This window comes from Blastopirellula sediminis (assembly GCF_020966755.1).
GTDB lineage: Bacteria > Planctomycetota > Planctomycetia > Pirellulales > Pirellulaceae > Blastopirellula > Blastopirellula sediminis.
Window position 1 is genome coordinate 1,117,812 of record NZ_JAJKFT010000010.1, and the last position, 13,569, is coordinate 1,131,380.

Consider the following 13,569-nt stretch of genomic DNA (forward strand, 5'->3'; position numbering starts at 1 on the left):
TCGGCTTGCGACGCTAGAACACCCCGAGCGCCATCAGGCTATAGCGGACGACGAAACCAGCCACGACGACGCTGACCATGCTCATCAGCTTGATCAAAATGTTCAAACTCGGGCCGCTCGTATCCTTAAACGGATCTCCCACCGTATCGCCGACAACGGCCGCTTTGTGGGCAGGGGAACCCTTGCCGCCATGAGAGCCAGCCTCGATGTATTTCTTGGCGTTATCCCAAGCGCCACCCGAATTGGCCATGAAAATCGCCAGGCAGAACCCTGTTGTGAGCGTACCGACCAATAGACCGAGCACGCCGCCGACTCCCAATAAGAAGCCAATCACAATCGGCGTCGCCAGACCAAGAACCGAGGGGAGAACCATCTCCCACTGCGCCGCTTTGGTGCTGATCTCGACCGGAGACGCGTAGTCCGGCAGTTCGCTACCGTCCATGATCCCTGGCTTTTCCTGGAACTGGCGGCGGACTTCCTCGACCATCCCTTTCGCCGCACGCCCGACCGCTTTCATCGTCAGTGCGCAAAAGACGAAGGTGGCCATGGCGCCGACGAACATCCCGCCGAGCACCTTTGGATTCATCAAGTTCGCTTCATAGTAGTTGGTGAAGTCGATCAAGGTTGCGGTATGGACCGGAAGCAGCTCCGTATCGCGACCAACCATCTTCAAGTGAACGTGCCCCTCGCTCTTTTCGACGGTGATCATCTCGGCCGGAACCTTCACCGGTCCATGCGAAAAGTCGAGTTCGTTCCATGCCGCCGCGACTCGCTTGTCGCGACGATCGGCTGGCAACGCCAAAAAGCCGTGAACGTGCTCGGCCTCGTCTTCGACCGTTTTGTAAATCAAGAACCCGCTGGAAACCCGATAGGGCTGATCGGCGTCGATCACATGCGCAAGGTTGTCTCCCCAGCGTTCAAAGCCGATCCGCACCTCTTCCACGTAAGCGGCCAATAGCGCGAGCGCCGTAAGTGCGGCCGAACCAATCGCGAATCCTTTGCCGGTCGCGGCGGTGGTGTTGCCAAGACTATCAAGCGCGTCGGTCCGCTCACGGACAATTGATTCGAGCCCCGACATTTCGGCGTTGCCGCCGGCGTTGTCGGCGATCGGTCCGTAGGCGTCGGTCGCGAGCGTGATGCCCAGCGTGCTAAGCATCCCCACTGCGGCGATGCCGACGCCGTAGAGTCCGAGCGCGAAGTAATCGGGATCAGAAAACCGCCAACCGTTCGCCGCGCCGAACGCAACCAGCGTCGCCACCGCGATCACGATGACCGGCGCCCAGACCGACATCATGCCGTCGGCGATTCCGCCGATGATGATCGTCGCTGGTCCGGTTATCGCCTGGTCGGCAAGTTTCTTGGTCGGCTCGAATTCGTCGCTGGTCGAGTATTCCGTCCATTTGCCGATCAACCAACCTGCGGCGAGGCCAGTGAAGATGCTGAGGGCGACGCCGGGGACATACATGTAGACGGCGCCTTCGACTTTGGGCATCAGCCACATCGTCAGAAAGATCGACGCCACCGCGACCAAACCGGTCGAGAAGTTAATCCCCCGGCCAAGCGCCGCGAGCAGATTCTTTTGCGTCGCACCTTCTTCGGTTTGCACCATGTAGACGCCGGCGATCGAAAGCAAAATGCCGGCGGCGGCGATCGCCAATGGTAAGAAGAGAGCGTAGAACTGCGCGGTCGGCACATCCAAGTTGGCCGCGTCGGCCAGGACCGGCGAACTGAACGCGGCGACGCCGAGCGCAGCGGTCGCCAATAGCGAGCCGCAATACGATTCGTAAAGGTCAGCGCCCATGCCGGCGACGTCGCCGACGTTATCTCCCACGTTATCGGCGATCGACGCTGGATTGCGCGGATCGTCTTCGGGGATACCTTGCTCCACTTTGCCGACCAGGTCGGCGCCGACGTCGGCCGCTTTGGTAAAGATGCCGCCGCCGACGCGCGCGAACAGCGCCTGGCAACTTGCCCCCATTCCAAAGCAGAGCATCGTGACCGTCACGTCGATCAAGCTGAGCTGAAAGACCCACCGCAAGACCGCGAACCAGATGGTGATGTCGAGCAGACCAAGTCCCACGACCGTCAGCCCCATCACCGCGCCGCTGCGAAAAGCGACCTGCAAGCCTTGGTTGAGCGAGATCCGCGCGCCGGCCGAAGTCCGACTGCTGGCGGCGGTCGCCGTTTTCATGCCGATCCAACCGGCCAGACCGCTAAAAAACCCGCCGGTCACAAACGCAAACGGCACCCAATCGCTCTGCGCTCGGAAAACGTAGGACAACGCGGCGAGCATCGCGAAGATGACGACGAAGAAGATCGCCACCACGCGATATTGCTGCGTTAAATAGGCGTCGGCGCCTTCGCGAACGAAACTAGCGATTTCCTGCATTCGCGCGGTACCGGGATCGGACCGCAACATCTGCATGAAAAAGACGTAGGCCTGGGTCAGCGCAGCCAGCGCCGCCAACAGCACGAGCAACCAGATCAGAACCTGCATGAGAAAGCTACCTTCCTTGAAACCGCCTCCGATGGGGGCTAACTCCAGCCGTCAGTCGAGAAATAGCCCCAGGCGAAGGATCGCCGCCGGGGAGAGGAAGCGGGCAAATCTCAAGACGGATCATCACGCTGCACTGCCAACTTTTCGGGAGTGATAGCACCCCAATTATCAGCTTTGTGGCGGGATCTTAAAGCATAAAATTTGAAAAAGAGGTGAAGTTCTTCCCTCAACCCCCAACTGCAACGAGGCGAGAAGAGTCGGAAAGTCGTTGCGATTTGGAATTTGGCAAAATCTAGGTCGGATAGACAAATTTTGGGTGCAATTCATTAGGAGCTTTTCGATTTCTCGACTACCGTAGGGATTCCTCGAAATTCCCTGGAAGCTCAATAGGTGTTTTCGACCCAGTAGTTTCGGGGGAACTCGTCTTTTTCTTACTCAAGACCCTGCGAAGAAAATTGACCATGAAGGTGATGATCGTTCGACGTTTGGCGATGACGTTCGCTCTGCTCGCTTCCCTTCCTTTTTCGGTTGGCGCTTACGCCGCCGAAACCGCGCCGGCTCGCGCCGCGGAAGGGGAAGAAGTCAACATGTTCAAAGCGATCGATCAGGGCGTCATCGACGTGAAGTTCATTCCGATGAACGCGGAACGCGGAACTTTCATCATCACGAATAAGACCGACAAGAAGTTGAAGGTCGAAATGCCTGCGGCGTTCGCCGGCGTTCCGCTCGCCCAATTTGGCGGCGGCGGATTTGGCGGCAACCAAGGTGGCGGCGGCTTCGGCGGCGGTCAGGGCGGACTTGGCGGCGGCGGTGGCGGCGGTAACCAAGGCTTCGGCGGCGGCGGCGGCGGTTTCGGCGGCGGCGGTGGCGGCGGCTTTGGTGGCGGCGGCGGCTTCGGCGGTCAAGGCGGCGGCGGTGGCGGCGGTTTTTTCAACGTCATGCCGAACAAAACGCAGAAGGTCAAAGTCGACGGCGTTTGCTTGGATCACGGCCTCGAAGATCCGAATCCGAAAATCCCCTACGACGTCAAACCGATCGAACAGTACACGACCAAACCGGGCGTCGGGACTTTGTTGCACATGCTCGGCAGCGGCAAGATCGATCAACGCGTCGCCCAAGCGACCGCGTGGCACTTGAACAATGACATGAGCTGGGAAGAGCTGGCCGCCAAGTCGATCAAACATCTCGACGGCCGCGTCGAACCTTACTTCTCGCGAAAGGAAATCGCGACCGCGATGCAAGCTTCCGAGTTCGTCGTGAAGTACGAAGCCGAAATGAAAAAGACGCCGGCGCCGAGCGAATCGCTGAGCGAAAGCGTCTCGACCGACGCCAAATAAGCGTCGCTGCAGAATCAGCAATCCTCCGAAAAGCCTGGCCTACGTGGTCAGGCTTTTTTCATTTCTTGGCGACTGCCGTTCCAAACAAGCAAAATGGAATGGAAAAGACGATCACAACCCCATCCGTGGTGGGGTTATTGCGCTTTTCGCGCAGTAACCGCCAGAGGTGGGACAATTCTACTGCAAATCGCTTGGTCGGGAAACAAATCTCGATTAGTCTAAAATTTCACTACAACACTCGAGCGCACTCGTGTTCGCGAGCGCCCTCAACGCATGGCAGTTCGGCCTGCGAACTCGTCATCATCTTCTCTCTATTGGAACCAGGCGCCGCAGACAGAGGAGCTCTTTCGAATGAAGGTGCAATTTTTTCAGCGATTGGCGACATCCTTCGCCATCTTGGCCACTCTCGCTTTTTCCTTTCCGGTCGCTGCGGATGACGACTCGACGGGTCGTTTCGCCGAGGCGGAAGAAGTGAACATGTTCAAAGCGATGGAAGACGGCATCATTGACGTCAAATTCATCCCGATGAACTCCGAAAAGGGAACGTTCATCATCACGAACAAGACCGCCAAGAAGTTGAAGGTGGAAATGCCTGCGGCGTTCGCCGGCGTCCCGCTCGCTCAGTTCGGCGGCGGCGGTTTCGGCGGTCAAGGGGGCGGCGGCTTTGGCGGCCAAGGGGGCGGCGGCTTCGGCGGTCAGGGTGGCGGCGGTAACCAAGGCTTCGGCGGCGGCGGCGGCGGTTTCGGCGGTCAAGGCGGCGGCGGCTTTGGTGGCGGCGGCGGCTTTGGCGGTCAAGGCGGCGGCGGCGGCGGATTCTTCAACGTCATGCCGGAAAAGACCCAGAAAGTGAAAGTTGAAGGGGTTTGTCTCGACCACGGTCTGGAAGATCCGAATCCGAAAATTCCGTATGACGTCAAGCCGATCGACCAGTACACCACCAAGCCTGGCGTTGCGACTTTGTTGCACATGCTCGGCAGCGGCAAAATCGATCAACGCGTCGCCCAAGCGACCGCGTGGCACTTGAACAATGACATGAGCTGGGAAGAGCTGGCCGGCAAGACGATCCATCATCTCGATGGCCGCAGCGAATCTTACTTCTCGCGGAAGGAAATCGTCACTGCGATGCAAGCTTCGGAATTCGTCGTGAAGTACGAAGCCGAGATGAAGAAGGCGCCCCAGCCAAGCGAATCGCTGAGCAACAGCGTTTCGACTACCGCTCGCTAGAGTTCTTCTCGATGACAATCAAAAAGCCTGGCCCTTTGGGTCAGGCTTTTTTCGTTTCCGCCGGAGAAACTCGCATCTTTTGCGACAGTCCCCGTTCGGCGGCGGCCAAGCGGGCCGCCTGTTTTTCGAGGTCTTCGTGCCGAACCGACAACCATTGTTGGAAGCGGCGATACTCGTCGGCGATTTCGGTCCGACGCTCTTCGAGCCGAGCGAGCAGATCGTTGACTTCATTTTGACGGCGTCGCCAAATCGCGGCGGCGTCTTCATGCGACTGGCGAATCTTCACTCGCAGTTCGGCGGTCCGTCGAGTCAATTCGGCGGTCGGCGTATGTCGCATCAGTTCAGGCCAGAGTTCCGCAACGACCAGTTGCGATTCGAGCGCCTCGCGATGTTTCTCGCGTAGTTCCTGTTCGATCTTTTCAACCGCGGCCTGGCGCTGTTCAAGGCGCGACTGTCGCTGGTCGAGCTGGGTCGCCATCTCGATCAGCTCCGCTTCGCCCCGTTTGCGGGCCTGCTCTTGCAGTTCGCGTTGCCGCAAAACCTCCATTTCCCACACTTGGCGTTCGCGGGCCAGTTCGGCTTGTTCGCGACTATAGACGAGCGCGTCGCCGGCTTGGCCTCGCTCGGCGTCGGCAAGTTGCGCGGCGATCTCGTCGAGTTCGGCCAGGCGCTTTTCGAGCGTCTGCTGACGCTCGTCCAGTTGTCGCTCTCGGTCGCGGATCTGCGCCGAGAACTTTTCGACCGCCGCTTGTTGCCCTTTCACTTCGGCCAGCTTGCGATCAACGGCGCGCCGTTCGGCCGTCGCTTTTTCTTCGAGCGATTCTTGCGTGATCCGCAACTGTGCGGCGCTCTTCGCCAGGCGAGCGTCTTCGCGCTTTTGCGCGCCGCGGGTTTGTTCGAGTTTGGCCGCTTGTTGATCGAGCTTCAGAACCTGCGCTTCGATTTCGTTCTGGCGATCGTTGAGCGCGGCGTCGCGCTCTGCGAGTTCGCGTTCACGGCGATCGAGCAGTTTGGTTCGTTCGGCGAGCGCGGCCGCATGTTGATCGACGCCGAGTCGTGCGATGCGGGCCTCGTTATCGATCGCCGCCATCTGCGATTGCAGTTGCGCTTCGCGGCGCTCGAGTTCGGTCCGTTGCTGGCGAAGAATGTTCGACAACTCTTCCAGATGACGGCGCTGGGCCGGCGAAAGTTCGAGCGGTTCCAGCTTGGCGACGATGTCGTCGTCGGTCATTTCTTTGGCGGGCGCTGGCGTAGCCGGAGCGCTGCTTGGCACGTGCGGACCATCGACGCGCATCGCATCGACCGACTTCTTTTCGGCCGGCGATTCGGGCATCTGCTCGTTTCGTGTTTTGCGCTGAGTTGCCATGAGGCGATCGACGAGTTAGCTAGCGTTACAACCGATAAAGTCCTCCGCTCCTAATTTGACATCGGCAGTTTTCGCCATCGACATTCAATCTGGTTCGTCCTGGTAAACTTTTGCGCATAAAAAAAGGGAGACCGGGGTCTCCCTTTTGCGCTTTTTGCTATCGCTGCTGTCGCCAGCATCGACGCTTTGCTTGGATCAATTGGGCCTTAGCCCCAATTAAGCCTTCGCGCTGTCGATCGCTTCTTGCAACTTGGCTTTCGGCTGCACGCCCATGAACTGCGAGACGACCTGGCCGCCTTTGAAGACCATGACCGTCGGGATGCTCTGAATGCCGTACTTGCGAGCGAGGTTCGGGCTTTCGTCGGTATTGACCTTACCAACCTTGGCGCCGCTTTCGTATTCCTTGCTGAGCTGGTCGATCACCGGGGCGAGTTGACGGCACGGACCGCACCAAGGGGCCCAAAAGTCAACCAAAACCGGTTCGGCCGACTGCAACACTTCCGTCTCAAAATTGGCTTCGTTAAATTCCATCGCCATGGCGAATCATCTCCACAACCGTAAAATATCTTGTTCCAAAGCGCCAACGATCCAGGCGCTTCTGGCTTTGCTGGCAGAAACCGCTCAATTATAGGTAGGGGTGAGGGGGTGTCAACGAACCCGACTCGCCCGCCAATTGATCCTAAAGCGGTCTGCAGCATGCGTTTCGTGCGTCTGCGGCGTTACTTATTAGGATGCTCTATGTCTTCCCAGGTTACGATCTATCACAATCCGCGCTGCCAAAAGAGCCGCCAAACGTTGGAACTACTGCGATCCCATGGGGTTGAGCCCAAGATCGTCGAGTACCTGAAGTCGCCGCTCGATGAAAAAACGCTAGCAAAATTAGTGAAACAGCTCGGGGGGGACGCGAAGCTGCTGGTTCGGGAAAAAGATTGGCGAAAGCTCGGATTACCGCAACCGGCTGATTCGGAGGAGATCCTGCAGACCCTGGCGGAACATCCTGCGCTGATCGAGCGTCCAATTGTCGTCAGCGGCGGAAAGGCCCGCTTGGGACGGCCCCCCGAGAATGTGTTGGAATTGCTGTAACGCTTCCGGCGGTTTCTACCCGCGGTTCTCGCATTCCCCTATCCGGTACGGCTATAGTAGACTTGTCCGCCGGAATTCGCCCCTTACGCGGCGCGTTCCCTTTCCTGACGATAACCTTCGAGCGCCGTCGACTTGCTGGTCGCGGCGAGCGTCGAAAAACATAGAAACGGCTGATGGCTGATTACGTAGTCCGTTACGGGTCGATGCGTCTGTTAGGCGTATTTTCGGCACGAGCGAAAGACGAGTTTCAAAGAGACGAGTCGGTCATCGTGCGGACCAAGCGCGGCCTGGAGAACGGAACGGTGTTGTGCGCTGCGACCGACCAAGCGGTCGCGATGCTCCCCGATCCGACTCGCGGCCACATCCTTCGCGGGATGACTGCGGAAGACGAAAGCGAAATCACGCATTTGCGGAACAACTCGTCGCGCGAATTCGAGTTGTGCCGCAAGTTCGTGGAGCAATTGCAGCTCGACATGCAACTGGTCGACATCGAGCACTTGTTCGGCGGAGAACGGATCGTCATTTATTACCTGGCCGAAAACCGGGTCGACTTCCGTGATCTGGTGAAGTTGCTCGCCGCCGAGTTCCATACGCGGATCGAGATGCGGCAAATCGGCGTTCGCGACGAAGCGAAACTGCTGGCCGACTACGGCGACTGCGGCAAACCGGTTTGCTGCAACACGCACTTGTCGGAGATGCCGCCGGTCTCGATGAAGATGGCCAAGCTGCAGAAGGCGACGCTCGATCCGACCAAGATCAGCGGACGCTGCGGGCGACTGAAGTGCTGTCTCCGCTACGAATACGATACGTACGAAGAACTGCAGCGCGAGCTGCCGCCGATCGGCGCCGACGTCGTGACGCGCGACGGACGAGGAAAAGTGATCAATCAAGAGATCCTGGCCGGTCAGGTTCTCTTGCGAATGGAAGATAATCGCACGATTCTGGTCGACGCCGGCGAAGTTTTGTCGGTGGTCAAAGCGGCCCCGCCGCAGGCGAAAAAACGCCGAAAACCAGACCGAGGCGAAAATACATCCCAAAATAGAAGTAACGAGTCGTCTCCGGACGATGATGCATCGGCGGGCGAATAGCGCCCCGCCGTATTGCACCGCAATCCAACCTTTCGCCCAACCACCACGTACGCCATGACTGACGAAACCTATTCCGACTTTATGCGGATGCTGAAAGATGATCCGCGATTTAAGCTGGAAGCGTACCAGTTTGTGCGCGAAGCGCTCTCCTTCGGCCAAAACTACTTCGAGCTGAATGACGAGGATGAGGAAGACGACGATCTCGCCCTCGACGAAGAGGAAATGATCCTCGACGACGACGAGTTCGACGATGAGGATGACGATCCGGAGTGGCAGGAACAGGAACGTCACCTGACCGGGCAGATGCTGTGCGAAGCGATCCGCAACTTCGCCCAACAGCAGTACGGCCTGATGGCCAAGACGGTCCTCAACAGCTGGGGCGTCGAGACTACCAGCCACTTCGGCGACATCGTCTACAACCTAATCGACATCGGCATGATGAAGAAGTCGCCGCAAGATCGCCGCGAAGATTTTGACGGCGTCTACGACTTTGAGGACGCATTCGTCCGTGATTTCCGGATCGAAGTTACCGAGGAATCTTCCCCGCGATGAGTCGACCGAAGAAAAAATCGCCGCCGCCGGCCGAGCTTTCTCCCTACATGCTGCCGACCTGCGATCCGCCGCAGGCGCATCCGAAGGTGATGCGGTTTCTCTTGGTCCTGATGGCCGGCTGGCTGTTGTTTCTGGTCGCCATGGCGTCCGACAAGCTGTAGTCGGAAAGCGATGCAGCCGGAGAAGGGGAGCTAAAAAAGAAGCCGCCTTCGAACGCGCATGTGGGCACGCTCCAAGGCGGCATTCGATGCAACCGGCGTCGCGAACCAAGGACCTGAGGTCCCATTAGCGTTCGCAGTTAAGCGCTCGCTTGATTTCGACGCTCCGGATCGATCCTAGGTTGAGGATCTGCCGAAAACGCCTCCTAGCCGAGACTCGCCACAATTATCGAGGAAAGGGAACATGTGGCTGCGACTAATCGTCGCGGATGGGCGAATCGCGATCAATCAAGCGAGCAGAAAACCGGCTGCTCGTGGTGGTACGACGTATCTCCGTCGTCCCGACGGCAATCTCGCGCATCCCTTCGCGTCAACTAACTTATGATAAGGTCTCCCGTCAGCGGGCTTGTTACCCAATGGCGGAAGATCCGGACGTGACGCATTCTTTTGAGAGTTAATTTTGACGTTGCTACGGTTTGAATCCTGATTTTCAGGATGGCCGTTTCGTTTTTCGACATCGCCAAAATTGTTACTGCCTGAAACGTCAACCTAGCGAAACCGACACTTGAGTTCAAGCAAAAACTGAGAGATTCTCGCCAGCCGGGGGGTCTTTTCCTCGACTTGATACTCCCGCGGTCAGATGCCAGAATCGTGGATTGCCTCTTTTAACGCGCAGACCCCTATTCGCTGCGCCCGTCCATCCCCTTGGATCGGTAAGAGAACTCGCGAAAGAAGATCGATCGCGACTTTGCGCCCTGTATGGAGTTCAATCCAAAGATGAAGATCGTTCCCCTTGGTGACAACCTCGTGGTGAAACGTCTCGACGCCGAAGAGACGACCGCCGGCGGCATCGTGCTTCCCAACTCCGCTCAAGAGAAGCCCAAACAAGGACGCGTCCTCAGCGTCGGCGACGGGCGACTGCTGTCCGACGGCAAGCGGGCCGGGCACGACGTCAAGGAAGGGGATCGGGTCTTGTTCTCCTCGTGGGCAGGAACCGAAATCAAGATCGGAGATCAAGAGTTGTTGATCATGAGCGAGGCTGAGATTCTCGCCGTGCTCGAATAATCCCTACAACTAGAACTTGCTGGCCTCCAACGCCGGCGGTCCTAGAATGGAAGCGTCCCTCCAGAAAATCGGGGTGGCAGGCCAGTCACCGATTACGCCGGTTTCCGAGCGGAAACAATCCCAACATCCGCTCCCAGGTACTTTCATTCCAGAAGAGGAAATTTGATGCTTGCTCTTTTCTCACTCCGTCGAGGACTGGCCATCGCTGCGCTAGTCGCGTTCTGCTCGCCGATCCTGGCTGCTGACGACGACCGCGCCGCCTACGACAAAGCGATCACTTCGGCCATTAACTATCTAGCCGGACAACAAAACGAAGATGGTTCGTTCGGCGAAGCGTCCCCAATCGGCGTGACCGGGCTTTGCACGGCCGGCATTCTTTCGCATGGCCGCACCGCCGACGATCCGGTCGCGAAGAAGGCCCTCACCTATTTGGAATCCCAGATCAAGGAAGATGGCGGCATCTACGCTGAAGGGAGCACCCACAAGAACTACGAAACGTCGTTGGCCGTTCTGGCGTTCGCCGCCGGAAACAAAGATGGCCGCTACGACAAACTGCTGGCCGGTACCGACAAGTTCCTGAAAGGGATCCAGTGGGACGCCAGCGAAGACAAAGAAGAATCGGATACTTTCTACGGCGGCGCCGGTTACGGCGGTCACAAACGTCCTGACCTGTCGAACACCGCATTCATGATGGAAGCGCTCAAAGCGACCGGCACTGGTCCAGAAGACGAAGCGATGAAGAAGGCGCTGATCTTCGTTTCGCGCTGCCAGAACCTCGAATCGGAACACAACACGTCGGAATTCCCGGCCAAGAACCCGGACGGCGGTTTCTATTACACCATCGCCGCCGGCGGCAATAGCCAAGCGGGCGAAACCCCCAACGGCGGTCTGCGGAGCTACGGCTCGATGACCTATGCCGGTCTGAAGAGCATGATCTATGCTGGCGTCGACAAAGATGACCCGCGCGTCAAAGCCGCTTCCGAGTGGCTCGGCAAGCATTACACCCTGCACGAAAACCCGGGCTTGGGCCAGCAAGGCTTGTTCTACTATTACTTGACCGCCGCCAAAGCGCTGGACGCTTTTGGCGAAGAAGAGTTCGGCACTGCCGACGGCGCCAAGCATCCGTGGCGCGCCGAGTTGCGAAAGGAACTCCTCGGACGACAACAAAAGGACGGCAGCTGGGTCAACGAAACGACCCGCTGGATGGAAGGAAGCCCGGTGTTGGTTACCGGTTACACCTTGCTGGCGATGGAGTACGTCCAGCCGGAAGCGGGCAAGTAAGCCGCTGCCATCAAGCAATTGAACTTCAAAACATGCCAGGTTCCGCCTGGCATGTTTTTTTGTACGCTCTCCCCGTCGGCCGGCTAAAATCAAACGCTATCGACAGCTCGCCTCACGAAAATCGAATCTGCTCATGCGCTACCTCTCGCCCGCCAAGCGTCTTTCGCTCGCTCTACTCCTTCTCGTTTTGCTTTCGGCTTGCGATCGCCAGGCGGTCGTTGATTCGAAGTGGACCAATCCCAACGGCAGCATCCGCTGGCCGCCGGACGAAGGTTTTGCAGGGAAGCCGGCCGATGTGGAAATCGCCGCCGGTGTGCAACTTGAGCGATGGGGCTATCCCGGCGGCACGTTCGTTTCCAACCTTGGCGTTCCTCCGGCTGATCTTTCGCTCGCGCCGGGGACGCTCAAGAAACCGCACTACGTTTATCGCGTTCTCAAACCGCTGCCGGCGCTCGAAGGAAAAGCGGCGCCTTGGTTCGGTCAACCTGGCGGCGGCGTCCAGTACGATTTGGTGAAGTCGGTCGAACATTGGCTGGAGCAAGGATTTCTGGAAGTGGAGACGCTCACGAGCGACGTCGAACAGATCGTCACGACTCTGGAAGAAGCGGCCGCCGCCGAAATCATTTCGCTCGAAGGAGGTTTGCCCAACGAAGCGCATTGTCTCGAGCAACTCGCCGACGGCACATGGAGCACCTACTACAGCGAGCGAGGCCGACGAACCGGAATCAAAACGTTTGCGACGGAGGAAGAAGCCCGCGATGATCTGTATTCCAAGTTAAGAAATGAATGATGAGGCGGCCGGCGATTGGAAATTCCTTGAAACGTCCACGAATTGCCTATAAATTCAGACACCTCGCCCGAATCGCCCGGCGCACTTTCTCAAGGTTGATCTCATGACTCGTCGCTCGACTTTGCTGTGGATCGCTCTCATCACTTTCTGCGCAGGGCAAACCGCCGTCGCCCAGACGCAGGTCGATCCGAACTTGCCGAAGTACAAACCCCAACAGGGAATCTCCGGCACGATCAGCAGCATGGGGTCGGACACCATGAACAACTTGATGGCGCTCTGGGCGAAGCGTTTTAACGACTTTTACCCCAACGTCAAAATTGAGATCGAAGGGAAGGGATCGTCGACCGCGCCCGCCGCGTTAACCGAAGGAAGAGCGACCTTCGGACCGATGAGCCGCCCGATGACGAAGGCCGAAATCGACAAGTTTGAAAAACGTCATCAGTACAAACCGACGCAGCTCGGCACGTCGATCGACATGCTCGCGGTCTACGTCCACAACAACAATCCAATCTTAGGCCTCTCCTTCGAAGATTTGGACGGAATCTTTTCGAGCACCCGCAAGAGCGGCTCAGCCGATCTCCGCACTTGGGGCCAAGTGGGGTTGGGCGGTAATCTGGCCAAAGAGCGAATCAGTTTGTACGGACGGAGCGCGTCTTCCGGGACCTACGGCTATTTCAAAGAGAAGGCGCTCTTCAAAGGGGACTATCGCGATTCCGTCCAGGAACAACCAGGGAGCGCCGCCGTCATTCAAGCGGTCGCCAACGATCCGGTCGGCATCGGCTATAGCGGCGTCGGTTTCAAAAACCCCGGCGTTCGCACCGTCCCCATTTCCAAAGACGGCGGTCCCTTCATCGCACCGACGCTGGAAAACGTCAGCAAGTATCCGCTCACCCGGTTCTTATTGATCGGCGTCAATTACAACGGCAAACAACTCGATCCGCTCCAACGCGAGTTCATCAAGTTCATCTACAGCCAGGAAGGTCAGGCCGAAGTCGTCAAAGATGGCTATCTGCCCCTCAGCGCCGTCCAGGCGAAGCGGCAGTTGTCGCTGGTAAAGATCACGTTTGAGGATTACTAAGCGGCCCGGAACGGCCTTTTTTTGCTCTAGGAGCAATTCCTCACCCCGCA

The 13,569-nt window shown here is 58.1% G+C and carries 13 protein-coding genes; 10 read left to right on the forward strand and 3 right to left on the reverse strand.

Annotated elements, in window-relative coordinates:
- Positions 1 to 13: 13 nt before the first annotated feature.
- On the reverse strand, positions 14 to 2,497 hold the full coding sequence (locus tag LOC68_RS16150; protein WP_230220619.1) for a sodium-translocating pyrophosphatase: 2,484 nt from the start codon (positions 2,495 to 2,497) through the stop codon (positions 14 to 16).
- Positions 2,498 to 2,958: 461 nt separating this feature from the next.
- On the opposite strand from LOC68_RS16150, the gene LOC68_RS16155 reads away from it, so the two are divergent.
- Positions 2,959 to 3,834, forward strand: a complete 876-nt coding sequence (locus LOC68_RS16155; protein ID WP_230220621.1) for a hypothetical protein — start codon at positions 2,959 to 2,961, stop codon at positions 3,832 to 3,834.
- A 351-nt stretch (positions 3,835 to 4,185) separates the two neighbouring features.
- A complete protein-coding gene (locus LOC68_RS16160) occupies positions 4,186 to 5,058 on the forward strand; it encodes a hypothetical protein (RefSeq protein WP_230220622.1) in 873 nt (290 codons plus the stop codon).
- A gap of 40 nt (positions 5,059 to 5,098) precedes the next feature.
- Here the strand turns inward: LOC68_RS16160 and LOC68_RS16165 are convergent, their stop codons facing one another.
- Both LOC68_RS16165 and trxA read right to left on the reverse strand, forming a co-directional pair.
- Entirely contained in the window at positions 5,099 to 6,391 is a 1,293-nt protein-coding gene (locus LOC68_RS16165; protein WP_230220624.1) for a hypothetical protein, read from the reverse strand.
- Positions 6,392 to 6,640: 249 nt separating this feature from the next.
- Positions 6,641 to 6,961: a thioredoxin gene (trxA, locus tag LOC68_RS16170; protein WP_230220626.1), complete on the reverse strand. Its 321-nt coding sequence runs from the start codon at positions 6,959 to 6,961 to the stop codon at positions 6,641 to 6,643.
- 201 nt (positions 6,962 to 7,162) lie between these two features.
- Here trxA and arsC point away from each other — a divergent pair, with 201 nt between their 5' ends.
- The 8 genes from arsC (at position 7,163) to LOC68_RS16210 (ending at position 13,519) form a co-directional block, all read left to right on the forward strand.
- Positions 7,163 to 7,507, forward strand: coding sequence for an arsenate reductase (glutaredoxin) (gene arsC / locus LOC68_RS16175; protein ID WP_230220628.1), 345 nt, complete (start codon positions 7,163 to 7,165; stop codon positions 7,505 to 7,507).
- 173 nt (positions 7,508 to 7,680) lie between these two features.
- On the forward strand, positions 7,681 to 8,595 hold the full coding sequence (locus LOC68_RS16180; protein ID WP_230220630.1) for a PSP1 domain-containing protein: 915 nt from the start codon (positions 7,681 to 7,683) through the stop codon (positions 8,593 to 8,595).
- 54 nt (positions 8,596 to 8,649) lie between these two features.
- Positions 8,650 to 9,147: a Minf_1886 family protein gene (locus LOC68_RS16185; protein ID WP_230220632.1), complete on the forward strand. Its 498-nt coding sequence runs from the start codon at positions 8,650 to 8,652 to the stop codon at positions 9,145 to 9,147.
- Positions 9,144 to 9,308: a hypothetical protein gene (locus tag LOC68_RS16190; RefSeq protein WP_230220634.1), complete on the forward strand. Its 165-nt coding sequence runs from the start codon at positions 9,144 to 9,146 to the stop codon at positions 9,306 to 9,308. The genes LOC68_RS16185 and LOC68_RS16190 overlap by 4 nt, the downstream gene beginning before the upstream one ends.
- A 774-nt stretch (positions 9,309 to 10,082) precedes the next feature.
- Positions 10,083 to 10,370 (forward strand): co-chaperone GroES, encoded by a 288-nt coding sequence (locus tag LOC68_RS16195; RefSeq protein ID WP_230220636.1) that lies wholly within the window; start codon positions 10,083 to 10,085, stop codon positions 10,368 to 10,370.
- 165 nt (positions 10,371 to 10,535) lie between these two features.
- The gene (locus tag LOC68_RS16200) at positions 10,536 to 11,651 is read left to right on the forward strand and encodes a prenyltransferase/squalene oxidase repeat-containing protein (protein WP_230220638.1); all 1,116 of its coding nucleotides are present in this window, start codon (positions 10,536 to 10,538) and stop codon (positions 11,649 to 11,651) included.
- Between the two features lie 133 nt (positions 11,652 to 11,784).
- Entirely contained in the window at positions 11,785 to 12,441 is a 657-nt protein-coding gene (locus LOC68_RS16205; protein ID WP_230220640.1) for a TNT domain-containing protein, read from the forward strand.
- Between the two features lie 103 nt (positions 12,442 to 12,544).
- Positions 12,545 to 13,519, forward strand: coding sequence for a PstS family phosphate ABC transporter substrate-binding protein (locus tag LOC68_RS16210; protein WP_230220642.1), 975 nt, complete (start codon positions 12,545 to 12,547; stop codon positions 13,517 to 13,519).
- Positions 13,520 to 13,569: the final 50 nt, after the last annotated feature.